15 protein-coding genes and 2 pseudogenes are annotated in these 17,633 nt (G+C 70.0%); 7 read left to right on the forward strand and 10 right to left on the reverse strand.

The window, feature by feature from the left end; translation table 11 throughout:
- Window positions 1-238: 238 nt before the first annotated feature.
- Window positions 239-841 carry an HD domain-containing protein gene (locus EF918_RS10100; protein WP_125643942.1) on the forward strand — a complete coding sequence of 201 codons (603 nt, stop codon included), beginning with the start codon at window positions 239-241 and terminating at the stop codon, window positions 839-841.
- A gap of 406 nt (window positions 842-1,247) precedes the next feature.
- Window positions 1,248-2,798 carry a M1 family metallopeptidase gene (locus tag EF918_RS10105; protein ID WP_125643944.1) on the forward strand — a complete coding sequence of 517 codons (1,551 nt, stop codon included), beginning with the start codon at window positions 1,248-1,250 and terminating at the stop codon, window positions 2,796-2,798.
- A gap of 332 nt (window positions 2,799-3,130) precedes the next feature.
- Here EF918_RS10105 and EF918_RS10110 read toward each other — a convergent pair whose 3' ends face one another.
- On the reverse strand, window positions 3,131-3,709 hold the full coding sequence (locus EF918_RS10110) for a hypothetical protein (protein WP_125643946.1): 579 nt from the start codon (window positions 3,707-3,709) through the stop codon (window positions 3,131-3,133).
- Window positions 3,710-3,728: 19 nt separating this feature from the next.
- Window positions 3,729-4,652: a zinc metalloprotease HtpX gene (gene htpX, locus EF918_RS10115; protein ID WP_125643948.1), complete on the reverse strand. Its 924-nt coding sequence runs from the start codon at window positions 4,650-4,652 to the stop codon at window positions 3,729-3,731.
- Between the two features lie 605 nt (window positions 4,653-5,257).
- Here htpX and EF918_RS10120 point away from each other — a divergent pair.
- Window positions 5,258-7,324: a hypothetical protein gene (locus tag EF918_RS10120; protein WP_125643950.1), complete on the forward strand. Its 2,067-nt coding sequence runs from the start codon at window positions 5,258-5,260 to the stop codon at window positions 7,322-7,324.
- Between the two features lie 111 nt (window positions 7,325-7,435).
- Here EF918_RS10120 and EF918_RS10125 read toward each other — a convergent pair whose 3' ends face one another.
- Window positions 7,436-8,479, reverse strand: a complete 1,044-nt coding sequence (locus EF918_RS10125; protein ID WP_125643952.1) for an aldo/keto reductase — start codon at window positions 8,477-8,479, stop codon at window positions 7,436-7,438.
- Window positions 8,480-8,608: 129 nt separating this feature from the next.
- On the opposite strand from EF918_RS10125, the gene EF918_RS10130 reads away from it, so the two are divergent.
- Entirely contained in the window at window positions 8,609-9,238 is a 630-nt protein-coding gene (locus tag EF918_RS10130) for a TetR/AcrR family transcriptional regulator (RefSeq protein WP_260610028.1), read from the forward strand.
- Here EF918_RS10130 and EF918_RS10135 read toward each other — a convergent pair.
- Complete coding sequence (locus tag EF918_RS10135; protein ID WP_185921676.1) at window positions 9,121-9,564, reverse strand: helix-turn-helix transcriptional regulator; 444 nt, start codon at window positions 9,562-9,564, stop codon at window positions 9,121-9,123. The two genes, EF918_RS10130 and EF918_RS10135, sit on opposite strands and share 118 nt — an antisense overlap.
- A 236-nt stretch (window positions 9,565-9,800) precedes the next feature.
- Between EF918_RS10135 and EF918_RS10140 the strand changes: the two genes are divergently transcribed.
- On the forward strand, window positions 9,801-10,289 hold the full coding sequence (locus EF918_RS10140; RefSeq protein WP_185921677.1) for an SPW repeat protein: 489 nt from the start codon (window positions 9,801-9,803) through the stop codon (window positions 10,287-10,289).
- A 111-nt stretch (window positions 10,290-10,400) separates the two neighbouring features.
- Here the strand turns inward: EF918_RS10140 and EF918_RS10145 are convergent, their stop codons facing one another.
- From EF918_RS10145 to EF918_RS39275, 4 genes and pseudogenes are all read right to left on the reverse strand, one after another.
- Window positions 10,401-11,990 carry a serine/threonine protein kinase gene (locus tag EF918_RS10145; RefSeq protein WP_185921678.1) on the reverse strand — a complete coding sequence of 530 codons (1,590 nt, stop codon included), beginning with the start codon at window positions 11,988-11,990 and terminating at the stop codon, window positions 10,401-10,403.
- A gap of 268 nt (window positions 11,991-12,258) precedes the next feature.
- On the reverse strand, window positions 12,259-12,708 hold the full coding sequence (locus EF918_RS10150; RefSeq protein ID WP_125643958.1) for an SRPBCC family protein: 450 nt from the start codon (window positions 12,706-12,708) through the stop codon (window positions 12,259-12,261).
- A 506-nt stretch (window positions 12,709-13,214) separates the two neighbouring features.
- Window positions 13,215-13,346, reverse strand: a pseudogene (locus EF918_RS39270) (serine hydrolase); the annotation flags it as partial.
- Entirely contained in the window at window positions 13,292-13,564 is a 273-nt protein-coding gene (locus EF918_RS39275; RefSeq protein ID WP_260610030.1) for a beta-lactamase family protein, read from the reverse strand. The pseudogene EF918_RS39270 and the gene EF918_RS39275, both read right to left, overlap by 55 nt.
- A 312-nt stretch (window positions 13,565-13,876) precedes the next feature.
- Between EF918_RS39275 and EF918_RS38060 the strand changes: the two are divergent.
- Window positions 13,877-14,041: pseudogene (locus EF918_RS38060) on the forward strand (SDR family NAD(P)-dependent oxidoreductase); the annotation flags it as partial.
- A gap of 151 nt (window positions 14,042-14,192) precedes the next feature.
- Window positions 14,193-15,176: a polyphosphate kinase 2 gene (gene ppk2, locus EF918_RS10165; RefSeq protein WP_125643960.1), complete on the forward strand. Its 984-nt coding sequence runs from the start codon at window positions 14,193-14,195 to the stop codon at window positions 15,174-15,176.
- Window positions 15,177-15,306: 130 nt separating this feature from the next.
- On the opposite strand, the gene EF918_RS10170 is transcribed toward ppk2, so the two are convergent.
- Window positions 15,307-15,642 carry a hypothetical protein gene (locus EF918_RS10170; RefSeq protein ID WP_125643962.1) on the reverse strand — a complete coding sequence of 112 codons (336 nt, stop codon included), beginning with the start codon at window positions 15,640-15,642 and terminating at the stop codon, window positions 15,307-15,309.
- A gap of 10 nt (window positions 15,643-15,652) precedes the next feature.
- Complete coding sequence (gene ctaD / locus EF918_RS10175) at window positions 15,653-17,383, reverse strand: cytochrome c oxidase subunit I (protein ID WP_260610031.1); 1,731 nt, start codon at window positions 17,381-17,383, stop codon at window positions 15,653-15,655.
- Window positions 17,384-17,633 lie beyond the last annotated feature (250 nt).

Here is a 17,633-nt window from a genome sequence, read left to right on the forward strand (position 1 = left end):
GCGGTGATCCACGCGGAGCAAGGTCCCGCAGGGGCCTGACCGCTGCCGACGAGGCCCCGTACGCTCCGGTTGTCCGGAGGGTACGGGGCCTCGTGCGCGCCGGAGGGGGGGCAGAACTGCTGTGGAACGCCCGGCCGGTGAGCGCGTCGTCCCGGGCACGCCTCCCCAGGTACGCGAGTGTCGGATGTGACAGGGCACCGTCATTGCACACGCGCGGGACGACGATCAAGATGGGTACATGTCACTGACCGTACCCACTGCCCCTGACACTCCCGCCTGTGCCGCTGCTCTCGAAGTCGCCACCGCCTACTGCACCCCAGCCTTGCTGAACCACTCGGTGCGGTCCTATGTGTGGGCCTCCGCGTATGCCACCGACCGGCAGATCGAGCACGACGCCGAGTTGCTGTACGTCGCCGCGCTGCTCCACGACCTTGGCCTGGTCCCGGAGTTCGACAGCCACACCGTCGCCTTCGAGGAGGCCGGCGGACACGTGGCGTGGGTGTTCGCCGCCGGCGCGGGGTGGCCCGTAGAGCGTCGGCAACGGCTCTCCGAGGTCATCGTGCGCCACATGTGGGACTCGGTGGACGTGCGGGAGGACCCGGAGGGCCATCTGCTGGAGCGGTCGACCGCCGTGGACATCTCCGGGCGCCACGCAGAGGACTTCACCCCGGAGTTCCGGGCGCAGGTCCTGGACCTCTACCCTCGCCTGGGCCTCGCGGACGAGTTCCTGGCCTGCTTCCGGGACCAGGCCGCACGCAAGCCCGACAGCTCGCCCGCGGCCGCGGTACGCGGCGGTCTCGCCGAACGGATCCTGACGCGCCCGCACCCGCTGGAAGGCTGAACGGAGCCGCCGTGCCGTTGGCTGCCCGGCCGTACCGGGGGATGCGCGCCCAGGACAGCGCTGTGTGACGGAGTGGTTACGACCGTTCCGGGAGGCCGGGTTTCGCGGGGTCCTCAGTCGCTCGAGCGCAACCGTGCTCGTCGACGTCGAGACGCGTCGGCCGGGGGACCTCCTCCCGGACCAGGAGGCGGACGGCATTCCGACCACCGCTTGGCCCGGCACCCCCTGGTGCATCCTCTGATCAGCGGATTCCCGAGGCGCAGGGAGCGATCGAGTATGAGAACGCCCTTGCATACGTGGCCTCGGGCAACAGGTGATCGATGATCTTCCTGTTGCGGGCGAGGCGACGGTCCCGATCAGCTTCCTGAGGATTTCTGTGCGTCGAACCACCCTTATCACCGTCGCTGTGGCCACGACGGTGTCCGCTTTGGCCACCCCCGCCTCCGCGGCGTGGGCAGCGGACCACCAGGCCGCACCGAAGCCGGCCTCTTCCGCGCCCTCGCCTCTCTACCCGAACCTGGGGAACAAGGGGTACACGGTCGACAGCTACGACCTGTCCATGCGCTACCAGCCGCAGGATCAGAAGGCCCCCGTTGCGGCGACTGCGGTGATCAAGGCCAAGGCGTCCGAGAAGCTGAGCTCCTTCACTCTCGACGCGGCCGGACTTGATGTCACGTCTGTGACCGTGGACGGCAGGACAGCGGCCTTCGCACCCGATGCAGCCAAGGAGAAGCTGTCCGTGACGCCCGAGGGGCCGGTGGACAAGGGTCACCAGATGGAGGTGAAGATCGCCTACACCGTGAATCCCCAGGGGGGAGGCCGCGGCTGGATCAAGACGGGCACCAAGACGGGCTTCGCCGTCGCCGCGCAGCCGGATGGCGCACACACCGTCTTCCCCTGCAACGACATCCCCAGCAACAAGGCGGACTTCACCTTCCACCTCTCGGTGCCGAGCGACAGCGGTGACATCGGTGTGGCAAGCGGTCTGAAGACGGGTCAGGAGACCAAGGACGGCTACACGACCTACCGGTACAAGAGCGAGCACCCCATCGCTACGGAGCTCGTTCAGATGGCCGTCGGCAAGTACAAGGTCGTCGAGGGGCCGAGGGTTGACGGTGTGCCCATCAGGGATGTCGTGCCGGCGGATGCCGGCAACAAGTTCACCTACGCACTCGGACTCACAGCCGGCCAGATGAAGTGGATCACCAGTCCCAGCCGTCTCGGCCCCTTCCCCCTTGAGACCTACGGGATCCTCGCGGCCGATACCACAGCGAGCCAGCCCTTCGACTTCACCGGCCTGGAGACACAGACCCTCACCCTCTACAAGCCGTCCTATCTGGCCGGACAAAAGGAGGAGAAGCTCATCGCGTCGCACATGGTGCATGAGTTGGCGCATTCCTGGTTCGGAGTCAGCACCACGCCGAAGACGTGGTCCGACAACTGGCTCAGCGAGGGCCACGCCAACTACTACGGTCTCGTCTACCGCTATGAGAAGGGCTGGCCGTCCGGGAACGGCGCCCGAACCATGGAGGAGGCCATGAAGATCGCTTACGAAGCGGGCAACTCCTACCGCAGCCTGTACGGGCCGGTGGCACAGCCGAAGGACGAAGCCGCGATCTACAGCAACCAGGCTTACCTCGGCGGCCCCCTCGCGCTCTACGCACTCCAGCAGAAGGTGGGTCAGGAGAAATTCCACGAGATCGAAACAGCATTCCTCAAGGAGTACAAGGACAAGTCCGCCAGCACGGACGACTACATCCGGGTCGCCGAGCAGGTCGCGGGCGGTGACGTCGGCACGTTCCTGAAGGACTGGCTCTACGGAACCACCACACCCGCGATGCCGGGCCACCCCGACTGGAAGCCCGACACCCTGACCGCGCAAAGCCAGGACCCTGCGAAGACCCTCGCGCAGGACCCCTCGATCAAGCCTCTTCTGGAGGCCGACACCGTCGGCTGACGCCGTGCCCGTGATCTCTGCGCCGTCGGCGGTCGCCGCCCCCACGGACGGCTGTCCGAGCCGGAAGCCGGACTGGCGGCGGTGCGGCCCCGACCAACCGGCTTCGTTCGGGTGCGCCACTGCCTCGGGGGGCACCTTGCGGTGCCCCCTGCGGCCGTCATCGCGCGGCCAGGCCCTGGGCGTGGTGGGCAGCGGCGTACTCGTCGGCAGTCCGGAGGCCGCGAGCGCGGCGGTGGCCGCGGCCACGATCTTCCTCGGTGTGCCTCCTCGCCCGGGGCTGGGCATCGATCACGTTGTCACCTCCGGGGCCCGGGTCGGTCGGATGAGTGGTGTCACAGGCCGGGGGCGCCCCAGAGCGGGAACCAGCGGCTGAGGTCCTGCTCGATGCGCAGATCGTCCTTGAGTACGGCCCTGACCTGAAGCTCCAGCGGGGTGTCGCGTCTGTTGCCGGACCGCGGGGCGAAAGGGTAGAAGGAGCCGCGTTTGTAGAGGTAGACCAGCGCGAGCCGGCCCAGCTCGGCATGGTGGAAGGCGACCAGCGAGCAGAGGAGGTGCGGGCCGAAGCCACTGTCCTGCAGGGAGGTGTTGACCGCGTGGAGGTCGCCCACGAGGGCCGGCAGGTCGTCCGGTGGGCGGCGCGAGAGCAGCCAGGAGTATCCGTAGCTGTCGCGGCGGAACTCCACGGGGGCGCCGCCTCGTCCGGAGTCGGCGGCCAGGAGAGCTCGGACCTCTTGCTGGACCTGGGCGAAGGCGCCGCCTTCGATCGCGGCGAAGCACACCGATCCCTCGCCGGTGGGGGTGAAGCCGATGGCCGCCTGGAGGGTGATCGCAGCCGAAGGCAGGGCGAAGAGCTGGTCCAGGTCGGGCCGGACCGGCTTGCTCCGGCCCCACAGCACGTCCCAGAAGCCCATGGGCCACCGTCTCCTTCGCTCAGTGCCTGCCCGGTTCGCCGCCCGGCTCGCCGAGCTCTGCGGACAGCTGCGCGAGCGCCTCCAGCCGGCGTTCCAGGGTGGGGTGGGTGGAGAACAGGTTCGCCACCGCGGTGCCCGACCCGAGTGCGGGGGTGAAGAAGAACGCGTTGAACGCCTGGGCGGTGCGCAGGTCCTGGGTGGGGATGCGGGCGATGTCACCGCTGACCTTGGTCAACGCCGAGGCCAGGGCGGACGGCTTGGCAGTGAGCATGGCCGCGGCCCTGTCGGCGGCCAGCTCGCGGTAGCGGGACAGGGCCCTGATGAGCAGGAAGCTGATGGCGTAGACGAGGGCCGAGACGGCCATGACCGCCAGGAAGACGGCGGCGGCGTTCTGGTCCCGCTGGCTGCGTCCGCCGAGCAGCTGGGAGTAGAAGGCGAAGCGGACGATCAGCCCGGCGACGACCCCCAGGAACGAGGCGATGGTGATCACCGCCACGTCGCGGTGGGCGACGTGGGAGAGTTCGTGGGCGAGGACGCCTTCGAGTTCCTCGGTCTCCAGACGGCGCATGAGACCGGTGGTCACGCAGACCACGGCGTGGTCTGCGTTGCGGCCGGTGGCGAATGCGTTGGGCAGGTCCATGTCGGAGACCGCGACCCGTGGCTTGGGCATGTCCGCGCTCGCGCACAGCCGGTCGACGACGCCGTGCAGCCGCGGCTGCTCCTCGGGCGTGACGAGCCGGCCGCGCATGGCGTACAGGGCGATTCGATCGGAGTACCAGTACTGGGCGCCCAGCAGGGCTCCGGCGATCACGACCACCAGGACGACGGACTTGAGCATCACGATCAACGCGGCGATGAACGCCACGTAGAGCAGCCCGAGCAGGAACATCGTGATCGCCATGCGGGCGGTCAGCTGCCGGTCGGGCTCGAAACGGCTGCGCATCGCCATCACACCTTCGGTCCGTCAGCCTGGGATCAGGCCCTTCCGGGTTCGCCGGTTCCTCCCCGGGCACCGGCTGTGCCACCGGCTCGTCTGCTGGACACCGGCAGCCGAGCACCACTTCCATTGTCCGGGCGTGCGTCCCGCTCGGCAGGTTGATCGTGTGCCGTGAGGGCTTGTGCTGGTCACGGCCTGTTCCCGGAGTGACCTCATCGCGGTCCGCCAGGGGGTACCGGTGGAACTGGTCTGCGACCGGCGGGGCTGCCGGCATACACCCGCACCACCGTGCGGGTGTGTCCGGAGCAGGTGGGCTCCTACGGCTTCGCCTGCGGCATGAACATGATCCACGGCGCGGCCGGCCGACGAACCCCTACCCCTTTCACCTGGCGCGCTTGCGAAGCGGTTGCCCTGACGGGGCCCACGTCGAGAGGTCGGATCGGTGTCAGCCGTCGGGGACTGGGCGGCCCTGCCGGGTACGCCGATGGTGCAGCACGAAATGGCCCGACATGCTTCACGCCTGCCCAAAGGTATGTCCGCGGGCTCTCGGATCAGCTGGGGAGAACCCCTTAAGGTGAGTTCCTCATCCCACGAAAGAATCAAGGCACTCCATGAAGCTCCTAGGTTTTTTTGACCTGCCCGACATATTAAACGGACCAGAATGGGCCCCGTGCTTCACACGGGAGAACCATCAGATCCTCGCCGGTCTGAGCCCGTCAAACTTGACCGAGGCACAGTTCGGGGACGACATCGGGCCGGCGGTCGTGGGTGCGTTCAGGTTCTACTGCCGGGAATATCTCGAAGCGACGACCGGTGTATGCCCGGATGCGGAAATCGAGGGCAGGATTAATTTCGGCCCTCTGGTCGGCTGGACCGAAGAGAATAGGAACAGCTGGTCCGTCGCACAGGCCATGGACGCCACGGAAGAGGAGTTCTCGTCCCTTTATACCCTTTTCGTGCACGCCTTTGCGACGCGGACCGAGACTTCGGCGAATATCACTTGGCCCATTCTGTCGTTTTTCGACATCCCTCCCCTTCTGCATGGACCGGGGTGGGACGAAATATTCACCTCGGCCCACTACAGGGTCGTGAAGGATTCGGATCTCGCGGGTCTCGCCGGCGGGACGCTCGAACTGGGCATGGGGGACGATGCCCAGCAAATAGAGCTCGCCTTCCGCTATTATTGCCGGGAATATCTTCGGGAAGTCACCGGTGGCCGACTGGACACGCAGACCGAGGAGATCGTTTTCTTCGGCGCGCTGAACGGGCACCCCATTCCCGTCGCTGCCGGCGTCGGCGTTTCGGACGATTATCTCCGGAAGGTCTACCGACTCTTCTGCGAAGCATTCGGCAGGCGCGCGAGCGCCCTTCCCGGCGGCGGCAAGCGAGAGGCCGAGGTCGCACGGCGTACCGCGGCCCGAGACCAGCGGGACGCCCGGAGGCGCGAGAAGGAAGCGCAGTCGGCTGCCCGGGCGAAGGCCGCCGAGGACGCCCGCCAGGCCCGGGCGTTGCGCGAGGCGGCGGCCGCGAAGGAGCGGGCGGAAGCCGAGGCCCGGGCCAAGAAGGAAGCAGCGGACCGCGAGAAGGCCGCACGCGAGGCGAAAGCCGCTGCCGAGGACCGCAGGTGGTGGAGCTCATGGGGGAACGTGAAAAGGCAGACTCCCGCCGAGGAATCCCCGAAGGCAGCAGTGCAGCGCCGGCGTGCCGCGGAGCAGGCTCAGGCCGACGCCGCGGCGAAGGCCCGCCGCAACGCCCAGCAGGCCGAGGCAGCAGCCCGGCGGGCGGCCCAGGAGGCCAGGCTCAGGGCGGAGGCCGAGGCCGAGCGGGCGGCTGCGAAAGCCGCCCAGGCTCAAGAGGAGCGCGACCGCCAGGCCAGGCGCCAGACAGAACGCGAGCTGAGGAGGAACAGGCGGGCAGCCACGCAGCAGGCCGCCATGGAGGTACTCGCCGCGCAGCAGAAGCGCGTACAAGAGTTGACGTCCAGCGCCATTGCGCCTTCGGCCGGGAGGGAGCAGGAGCTGCTCCGTGATGCGGAGGAGGCTCGTGACAAGGCTTCCGGCGAGGTCGCGCTCCTGGAATTGCAGGCCAAGGTGCATCGGCTGAAGCGCACCGTCCGGCGTCTGGACGGGAAAGGACCCGAGGCCGAGGAGCAGCTGCGCCTTCGTAAAGAGGAGCTCGAGACCACGGTGCGTGCCGTGCACAAGCTCAAGAATCAGCTCGGGCACGGCGTGCCTCACATCGCGGAGCCCGCGCCGCCCACCGGCGCCGGTGGTTCGAGCTATGCCCAGGATGAGCGCGATCAGGCACGCCGTGTCTTCCACGAGATCCGCGGGAATCACCGGACACTGTCGACTGTGGTGGACGCCGTCCTCGAGCAGCTCACCATCGGCCAGAAAGATCCTCGGGCCATTCTGATCACGCAGGACCTGGAAGAGGAGAACGACAGCTACCTACGTGCCCGAGCACTCGCCCTGTACCCCGAGATCCGCAGGGAGCAGGTCCGCATGGGCAACAAAAAGCTTCCGCTGGTGATCGACGCAGTCCTCCAAAGGCTGGGTATCGAACAGGGCGCCGCCTTGGCCGAGCAGATCAAGAAAGATCTGACGGAGAAGGAGCAAAGCGCCAAAATGACTCGGGCCGCTCGACGTGCCGAGAATGCCGAGGGCGCTCCGCAGTGAGCTTGCGTTGCGGACGGCGTCGAGGGTCGGCCCTGGCAGGCCACGGGTCGTGGCGTGCCGGGGCAGGAAGGTGTCAGGCGGATGCTGACGCTGCGCTTCGGTCCGAGGCCGTCAGGGGCGGGCCGTGAGCGGGGGGCTGAGGCGGGCGAAGCCTTCCTGGCGCTCGTACGGGAAGTACGGGTAGGGCGCGGGGCGGTGGCTCGCAGCGTCGAGGCGGGACATCTGATCGGCGGTGAGCTCCCAGCCGACGGCGCCGATGTTCTGCCGCAGTTGCTCCTCGTTGCGCGCGCCGACGAGGACGGTGGAGACGGTCGGGCGGCGTAGCAGCCAGTTGATGGCGACCTGGGGGATGGTGCGGCCCGTCTCCTGGGCGACCTCGTCGAGGGCGTCGACCACGTCGTACAGGTAGGCGTCCTCCACCGGCGGGCCGTAGTCGGCGGTCTCGTGCAGCCGGCTTCCGGCGGGCAGCGGGCGGCCGCGGCGCAGCTTGCCGGTGAGGCGGCCCCAGCCCAGCGGGCTCCAGACCATCGCGCCGACGCGCTGGTCGTCGGCGAGGGGCATCAGCTCCCATTCGTAGTCGCGTCCGACGAGGGAGTAGTAGACCTGGTGGGCCACGTAGCGCGGGAAGCCGTGCCGGTCGGCGGCGGAGAGGGACTTCATCAGTTGCCAGCCGGCGAAGTTGGAGACGCCGGTGTAGCGGACCTTGCCGGAGCGGACGAGCTGGTCGAGGGTGGACAGCACTTCCTCGACGGGGGTGGCGGCGTCGAAGCCGTGGAGTTGGAACAGGTCGATGTGGTCGGTGCCGAGCCGGCGCAGGGCGCCCTCGACCGCGCCGATCAGGCGCGCGCGGGAGGTGCCGTACTCGCCGGGGCCGTCGCCGGTGGGCAGCCCCGCCTTGGTCGAGATGAGGACCTGGTCGCGGCGGCCTCGGACGGCCTGGCCGAGGACCTCCTCGGAGGCGCCGGCCGAGTAGACGTCGGCGGTGTCGAAGAGGGTGATGCCGGCGTCGAGGCAGATGTCGACGAGCCGGCGCGCCTCCTGGGCGTCCGTGCTGCCCCAGGCGCCGAAGACGGGGCCCCGGCCGCCGAAGGTGCCCGCACCGAAGCCGAGAGCGGGGACCTTGAGGCCGGACGCGCCCAGTTGCCTGTACTCCATGACGGATTCCTCCCGAGAGCAGTGAGAGCAGTAATGGAACCTCAGAACCTTTAAGGTGGCCTCAACCTAACACGCGATCGGCACTAATGGAACCGGAGGCCCGTTATGACGTTGCCGAGTGATGCCCCGATGCCCACGGACGGGCCTGGCGAGCCGGGGACGCTGCGCCCCGGGGGCCGGACGGCGCGGGTGCGGGCCGCCGTGCTGGAGGCCGGCGGGGACATGCTGGCCGAACGGGGCTTCCACGGGCTGGACCTCGCCGAGGTCGCCCGCCGGGCCGGGGTCGGCAAGACCACGGTGTACCGGCGGTGGGGCACCGCGGCCGGCCTGGTCGCCGACCTGCTGCACGACATGGCCGAACAGTCGCTCCCCCGCACCCGCACGGGCTCGCTGGAGGAAGACCTGCTGGCCAACGCCGAGTTGGTCCGGCGTACGCTGTCCGACCCGCGCCAGGGTCCCTTGTTCAAGGCCGTGATCGCGGCGGCCACGGCCGACGCGCGGACGGCCGAGGCGCTGCACCGGTTCTACGAGGTCCGGGTCGCGGAATGGGCGCCCTGCGTCGAGGAGGCCGTCGCGCGGGGGGAGTTGCCGGAGGGCACGGACGCCGCGGAGGTCGTCCGGGCCGTCTCCGCCCCGCTGTACTACCGGCTGCTGACGACGCACGCCCCGCTGGACGACACCGCGGCCGGGCGAGCAGCCGGAGCGGCGGTCGCGGCGGCCCGCGCCGGGGTGTTCGTACGGACCGCACCGAGCGCGTAGGAGCCGCCCGGCGACGCCGCGCCCGCCGACTTCGGGGAGCGCGCCGCGTGGTCGACGGTGAGGTCGGTGGTCTCCCCCAGCTCGCGGGCCCGCAGCAGCCGCAGCAGCCGCAGCTGGAGCAGCCACCGGAGCGGCCTCACGCCGGTCTCGGCGGTGAAGCGGCGGGTCAGGGTCCGCGCGCCGGCCTGGGCCTGACCGGCGAGCTCGGGCAGGGAGATCGGCCGGTCCAGATGCCGCAACGCCCGGACGCGGGCGGTGTCCCACGAGGAGTCGGTCGTGGCGGGCAGCGGGGTCCGCACGCACTGCGCCTGTCGGCCGGGGCGCACCGGGTGACGACAGCGACATCCGCGCTACGTTCGGGGTCGGGGCGTCCACGCTTCGGTGGGCAGGCGCCGGCGGCGGGCCGTCGTCTGCTCTTCGGTTGCGGCTTCGGACCCGGATCCGGTCCGGCTACACCTGCGGCTTCCGATCGCGGCTCCGCTTGAATGATTTCGGCCGCATTGTGGTTGATTCTGCCCGTGCGGGTAGGGGGCGGTTAAACATCACCGCCTAGGAGGTCAGCATGGCGTCCACGCACCACGCCCCTATCGAGCAGCACCCTGACCTGCTGGAGCTGCGCGCCCGGCACGACCGGGCCGCAGCCACCCCGCGGGCCCAGATGATCGAGGCCATGGCCGTGCTCACCGGGCTCTACCTCGCGGCCTCCCCCTGGATCGTCGGCTTCAACGGGTTCACGACGCTGGCCGTGACCAACCTGATCGCCGGGCTCGCCTACATGCTCCTGCTCGGTGGACTCGGCACGTCCTACGAGCGCACGCACTCCATGGCCTGGGCCGCGGCCGCTCTCGGCATCTGGACCTGCGTCGCTCCCTGGGTGGTCGCCGGCGACGTCGCGCACACCCGTTCCATCACCAGCAACCTCATCGCCGGCGCCCTCGCCACCCTCCTGGCTCTGGCCGCCGCATCCGGTGCCCGGGACCGCGCCGACCACCGGCGCCGCACGATCGGACGCCCGGGCCTCGACCACCCCACCATGCCCCACAACCGCTGAGCCGGACCGGTCCGGTCCGGTCCGGTCGACGGCCACGCCGGCCGGACCGGGCCCTTCCGCGGCCCGTGCCGGGCCGGCCCGCGTACCGGACGTCCGGGCTCCGGGGGGTGGTCAGGTCCTCCAGAGCTGGCCGGTGTAGTTGCCGCAGGAGTTGAGGAGCAGGCCGAGGTCGACCGCCGGGGCGCCGGCCGTGTCCAGGCACAGGCCGCTCGCGAGGTTGGTGAAGTGGCTGCCGGCGGCGTCGTACTGCCATTGCTGGCCGGCGTGGTTGCCGCAAGGGTTCAGCACGGCCGCCACGCCGGCGGCGGGTTGCCCGTTCGTGTCCAGGCACAGGCCGCTGGGCGTGTTCGTCAGGTGCCGGGTCGTGGCGTCGTACCGCCAGATCTGGCCGCTGAAGTACCCGCAGGTGCGGAGCACCACGGCCAGGCCGGGGCGTTGCGGACCGTTGGTGTCGAGGCACAGGCCGCTGTGGGTGTTGGTGATCGAGCCTGTGAGGGCGGACGGTGACGACAGGGCGGGTGGCGGCTGGACCGCGGTCGGCGTGGGCGGGGCCGTCGGGCCGGACGTGGCCGAAGGGAGCCTCGATCCGCCGCCGGCGGGGGACGCGGACGTCGCCGGGGAGGTGGCGGGCGCCGCCGTGTTCGCCGACCGGCTCGCGGGCACCGTCGCGCCGGCGGTCCCGGAGGCCGTCGTGCTGTCCCCGCCGGCCAGTGCCGTCCAGACGATCCCGGCGGTCGAGAGCAGGAGCACCACCGCTGCCGCGGCGGCGAGGCGCATGGTGCGCCGCTTCGGCCGGGGAACCGCCAGCTCGGCCGTGCCGGGCATCTGCCACGCCACGGCGAGCACCGCGGTGACGGCCTCCGCGTCGACGGCGGGGGCGAGGGCCGTTCCGGGGCCCTCGGTGCCGGTCAGTTCGGCGAGCAGCTCAGCGGGGGTCGGACGGCGCTCGGGTGTTCTGTCCAAGGACCTCGTCAGGAGTGGCTCGAGCCGGGCGGGGACGCCGTCGAGGTCGGGTGCGTCGTGCAGGAGCCTGTAGAGGACCGCCTCGGAGGGTCCGGTGCCGAACGGCGGCCGCCCGGTGGTGGCGTAGGCGACGGTCATCGCCCAGGCGAACACGTCGGCCGGTGGTCCGGCCTGCCCTCGGAGCTGCTCCGGTGCCATGAAGCCCATGGTCCCGACCGCGATCCCGGTGCGGGTCAGTGCCGTCCCGTCGACGGCCTGCGCGATGCCGAAGTCGATGACCTTGGGGCCGTCGGTCGAGAGGAGGACGTTGGCGGGTTTGAGGTCGCGGTGCACCATGCCGGCCCGGTGGATCGCGACGAGCGCTTCGGCGAGGCCGACGGCGAAGCCGTGCGCCATGTCGCCGTCCAGCGGGCCGTGTTCGCCCACGTACTCCGCCAGTGTCGGTCCCTGGACGTACTCCATGACGACGAACGGGGTGCTCGCTTCGACCTCGACCGCCAACACGTCGACCGTGCAGGTGCCTTGGACCCGCAGCAGCGCTGCGGCCTCGCGTCGGAAGCGGGCGCGGAACTCGGGGTCCGCGGCGAGTTCCTCACGGAGCCGTTTGAGGGCCACGAGTTGGCCGTCACGGCCTTGTGCCAGGTAGACGACGCCCATGCCCCCCGCACCGAGCCGACCGACGAGCGTGAACCCGCCGATGGTCTTCGGGTCCCCCGGGCGCAGCGCACTCAAACTCACCTGGCTCCTCCTGAGACGTAGGGTGTTCGCGGACCGCGGCGCCCCGGCGGTCTTCGCCCCGCCCTGCGCGCCCCCTCCTCGATCCGGCTCAGGATCAGCATGCCAGGGCACCGACACCCTGTGCATGCGGTCCGTTGCGGCCGGTACGCGTGCACGGTGGTGCCGGAGCTACCGTGGGCTTCGCCCTCTCTCCCCGCCCCGCTCCAGGCACGGGCACGGGCCGGCGCCGCGGCGCGGCACCGGCCCGTGCGGGAGGGTGGTGTGCGGGTCAGACCTGGCCGCGCCACTGGCCGGTCGGGGCGCCGCGGTCCTCGATGAAGTGCTTGAACCGCTTCAGGTCACCCTTGACCTGCCGGTCGACGAACCCGAGCTTGTCGGCGATGTTCTCCGCCATCCCGTCGGGATCGAAGTGCATCAGGAAGGTCACCTCGGTATGGGAGGGGTCGATGGGGCGGAACGTCACCAGCCCGGACTGCTCCGTCTCGCCGCCGACCGTCACCCAGGCGATCTTCGTGTCCGGGATCTGCTCGGTGATCTCCGCGTCGAACTCCCGCTCGACACCCGCGATCTTCGTCACCCAGTGGGTGAGGGTGTCGGTGCGCTGCTCGATCCGCTCGACCCCGTCCATGAACTGCGGGAACGACTCGAACTGCGTCCACTGGTCGTAGGCGGTGCGGACCGGAACGTCGACCTCGATGGACTCCTTGACCTGCGACATGCTCGTTCCTCCTGGCGTCAGTTGCGTCAGCTGCGCCTGCTGCGTCTGCTGGCTCTGTGGCCTCTGTTGCGTCAGGGGCCGAACGGTCGGCCTCTCAAGGGACCGGCCATGGCCCGGGACGCTGCAGCAGGTGCCCTACGACACCGCGGTTGCCCCGGGACCCGGGAACGCACTCCCCGAACGAGCCGACTTTTCACCACCTGCCGGCGTCCGTCGCGGCCCAGCGGTTGAAGGCCGGGAGGGCGAAGCGCTGCACGAGGGCGAAGCCGTCCTCGCGGGCGCTCTTGCTGGTGACGGAGTACACCACGGTGCGGGAGAGATCGCGGGTCGCGGCGAGGACCGTGTGGTAGCCGGGGCGGGAGCCCGTCTTGCCCCAGACCTCTCTGCCGTTGACCTGGAACCGCTGGAGCGCCGCTCCGTACGTGGCGCCCTTGACGGCCGTCCAGTTCCCCGTAGCCGCGGTGGTGCGGGCCGTGGATCCGCGGATCGGCGCCGTTCGGGAAGCCCGTGTGCTGCATTCCGAGGGGCCGGAAGACGCGGACGTCGGCCTGGTGGGCGTAACGGTCGCCCGTCACCTGCTCGATCACCGTGCCCAGGACGGTGTAGTCGATGTTCTGGTAGACCTGCCGCGTCCCCGGGGCGAAGACGGGTCCTTTGGCCACGGCGGTGGCGACGACCTGCTGCGGGGTGAGCGTCGTGAAGCGGTTCGCGTACATCTCGGCGGGGTCTCACCCAGGTCGGCGCCGGGCCGCAGTCCACTGGTGAAGGTCAGCAGGTGCCGCACGGTGGGCGGCGGGGTGAAGGAGTCGGGCAGCAGTCCGGGCAGGTAGCGGGAGGCCGGCGCGTCGAGGTCCACCTTTCCCTCGGGGCGAGTTGGAGGACGATCGCGGCGGTCACCACGCGGCGAGGGTTCCGGCGGTGATGCCGAGGAGGAGGGTGGCGGCAGCAGCAGCGGTGCGCGAGCGGTGCTTCATGTCAGGGGGCTCCTTGACCGGGCGCGGGCGGCGGGCTGGCCGGCTGGCGCCCGCAGTGCGGCGGGCATCACCCATCCTCGTGATCAAGGCGTCGCGGGGGATCCTCTGGCGCGACGAGAAGCGACCCCCGGGTACGTCGGGGTCGACCCCCACGCCCCGGCCCGGGGCACCCGTAGGGGGTGAACGGGAGGCTGGTGACGCAAAACGGGCGGCAGGGCTACGCTCGACCAAGGGAGAACGACCGGGGTTACTGCGCCACCAAGTTCGGGGTCGCGTTCAGCGAGGCACTGCGCCAGGAGCTGACCGGCCGGCACGTCCGCGTGTGGGTCGTCGAACCCGGGAGCGTCGACACCGAACTGCGCACCCACAACCCGGACGCCGTCCAGGAGCAGCTCCACGCCTACCTGGGCGACATCGAACGGCTCCAGGGCCAGGACATCGCCGACACCGTCTCCTCCATCGCAGCAGATCTGAGCGGGCACGGTAGTCACGCGCGGAGTGGGGTAGGCGATGCGCGTGAGTGTGGAGGGTACGGCTGGGCGGGACCGGCAGGAAGCGTTGCTCGCCGGCTTGAGTGTCGATGCGAGTCGGCCGGAGCAGCCCGTGCTGCTCGACGGGGCCGGCAAGCCCCTTCGTACGTGGCGGGAGAACTATCCCTACGACCGCAAGCTGCGGCGGGCCGCGTACGAGCGGGCGAAGCGGATCCTGCAGATCGAGTTGCTGAAGCTGCAGCGCTGGGTCAAGGACACGGGGGCGCGGGTGGTGGTGATCTGCGAGGGGCGGGACGCGGCGGGCAAGGGGGGCACCATTCAGCGTTTCACCGAACGGTTGAACCCCCGCGGCGCCCGCATCGTGGCCTTGGACAAGCCGAGCGAGCGCGAGGCCGGTCAGTGGTACTTCCAGCGCTACGTCGCCCACCTCCCCGGCCCGGGGGAGATCGTCTTCTTCGACCGCTCCTGGTACAACCGGGCCGGCGTGGAGAGGGTCATGGGCTTCTGTACGGACGAGCAGTACGAGCAGTTCCTCGACCAGTGTCCGACCTTCGAGGCCATGCTCGTCGAGGACGGGATCCTGCTGGTCAAGTTCTGGTTCTCGGTCTCCCGTTCCGAGCAGCGCACCCGTTTCGCCATCCGTCAGGTCGACCCGGTGCGCCAGTGGAAGCTCTCCCCCACGGACCTGGCCTCGTTGGACCGGTGGGACGCGTACACCACGGCCAAGGTGGAGATGTTCCGCGCGACCGACACCGCCCATGCGCCGTGGACCGTGGTGAAGAGCAACGACAAGCGGCGCGCCCGCCTGGAGGCGATGCGCAGCCTGCTGTGGCGCATCGACTACGCGAGCAAGGACGAGGCGGCGGTCGGCCACCCGGATCCCTTGATCGTGGGGGCCGCGGACACCCTGCTGGAGGCCGGTGAGGACCCCGCCGACCTCTCCCCCACGCCGTTGGCCGACTTGACCGGTGGGCCAGGGCACCACCCCGGCTCACGCGGCTGAAGGGCGCGCGGGCCTCGGCCAGGGGCTCAGGGCCGTCGGTGAGCACCCGGAGTTCGTTCGTGCGCTCGGTGCGGACCCGGTGGACGGCGTGCGGTTCCGGCCGTGGCACACACGACGGCGGCCTCCCCTCCTAGTGCAGCGGTGGGACGAGGGTGAGGGCTGCCGCTGTCAGGACGACGACGGCGAGGGCCGTGACCGTGGCGCGGCGGCGGAGTACGGCGTAGCGGTGGCTGTACTCGGTGCGGAGTTCGTGGGTCCGTTCGATCACCGCGTGGAGCATCTGCCGGCGCAGGGCGAGGTGGTGGTCGGCGAAGCGGCGGGCGATCTCGTCCTTCTCCTGGGGGCCGAGCCAGGACAGGTGGCGGGCGAAGGTCTCGCCCGCCGCTGCCGCTTCGTGGCGGGCGGCCTGGCTCATGAGGTAGCCCTCCAGGCGGGCGAGGCCGGCCGCGGTGTCCTCACGGTCCATGGCCGGTCCTCTACCGCGGGGCCGGTCCCGGGCCGATCCCGGGCTTTTTGCGTGCGCCGGGGTCGTCGAGGACGTCGCGCTTGCCGTGGGTGTCGGTCCAGTCGAAGGCGGCGATCTCGGGGTAGTGGAGGTCGAAGGCCGGGGACTCGGAGCGGATGCGGGGCAGGGTGACGAAGTTGTGCCGGGGCGGCGGGCAGGAGGTGGCCCATTCCAGGGAGCGTCCGAAGCCCCAGGGGTCGTCGACGTCGACGCGCGGGGCGGTCTTCGCGGTCTTCCACACGTTGTAGAAGAACGGCAGCGTGGACAGGCCCAGCAGGAAGGAGCCGATCGAGGAGATCGAGTTCAAGGTGGTGAAGCCGTCGACGGCGAGGTAGTCGGCGTAGCGTCGGGGCATGCCCTCCGCGCCGAGCCAGTGCTGGACGAGGAAGGTGGTGTGGAAGCCGATGAACAAGGTCCAGAAGTGGATCTTGCCCAGGCGTTCGTCGAGCATGGTGCCGGTGAACTTGGGCCACCAGAAGTAGAAGCCGGCGAAGGTGGCGAAGACGACGGTGCCGAAGACCACGTAGTGGAAGTGCGCCACCACGAAGTACGAGTCGGTGACGTGGAAGTCCATCGGCGGCGACGCCAGGATGATGCCGGTCAGCCCGCCGAACAGGAACGTCACCAGGAAGCCGATCGACCAGAGCATGGGTGTCTCGAAGGACAGGGAACCCTTCCACATGGTTCCGATCCAGTTGAAGAACTTCACCCCCGTCGGGACGGCGATCAGGAAGGTCATGAAGGAGAAGAACGGCAGCAGCACCGCGCCGGTGGCGAACATGTGGTGGGCCCACACGGTCAGCGACAGCCCGGCGATCGCGAGGGTCGCCGCGACCAGGCCGACGTAGCCGAAGATCGGTTTGCGGGAGAAGACGGGGATGATCTCGGTGATGATCCCGAAGAACGGCAGCGCGATGATGTAGACCTCGGGGTGACCGAAGAACCAGAACAGGTGTTGCCACAGGAGCGGGCCGCCGTTGGCCGGGTTGAACACCTGGGCGCCGAACCTCCGGTCGGCCTCCAGCGCCAGCAGCGCGGCGGCCAGCACCGGGAAGGCGAAGAGGACCAGGACCGAGGTCAGCAGGATGTTCCAGGTGAAGATCGGCATCCGGAACATCGTCATGCCGGGCGCGCGCATGCAGATGATGGTGGTCGCGAAATTCACCGACCCGAGGATGGTGCCGAACCCGGCGAGCGCCAGCCCCATGATCCACATGTCCGAGCCGACGCTGGGGCTGCGCTCCGCGTTGCTCAGCGGCGCGTACGCCGTCCAGCCGAAGTCCGCCGCGCCCTGCGGGGTGAGGAAGGCCGCGAACGCGATCAGTCCCCCGAAGAGGAACAGCCAGTACGAGAGCATGTTCAGCCGCGGGAACGCCACGTCCGGGGCGCCGATCTGCAACGGCATGACCGCGTTGGCGAACCCGGCGAAGGTGGGCGTGGCGAACAGCAGCAGCATGATCGTGCCGTGCATCGTGAACGCCTGGTTGTACTGCTCGTTGGACAGGATCTGCGTCCCCGGACGGGCCAGCTCCGCACGGATCGCCAGGGCCAGGATGCCGCCGATCAGGAAGAAGATGAACGAGGTGATCAGGTACAGGTGCCCGATCTTCTTGTGATCGGTGGTGGACAGCCAGCTGACCACCACCTGCCCGGGGGTGCGCCCCGGTACGGGAACGGGAGCGACCGGCTCGGTCGATGTCATGGCCATGCGCACCTCGCGGGCAGTGACGGCAGCGTGAGTGATCCGTCACCCACCGCTACCGTTGTATCCGCTGCGGCCAAGCCCCGCTCCGCCCCTCCACCCGTAGGCGGGCCCGTCGCGCGCAGCGGGTCCTGGCCGCAGCGGATCAAACGGTCGCGGCGGGTGACGGATCCCTCCCCCTGGCGGACCGTCCCGCGAGGGGCGCGTGCGGCAGACATCGCCCGCGCCGCTCGGCACGCCTCCCGTACCG

It is taken from the genome of Streptomyces sp. WAC06614, assembly GCF_003949795.1.
Classification (GTDB): Bacteria; Actinomycetota; Actinomycetes; order Streptomycetales; family Streptomycetaceae; genus Streptomyces.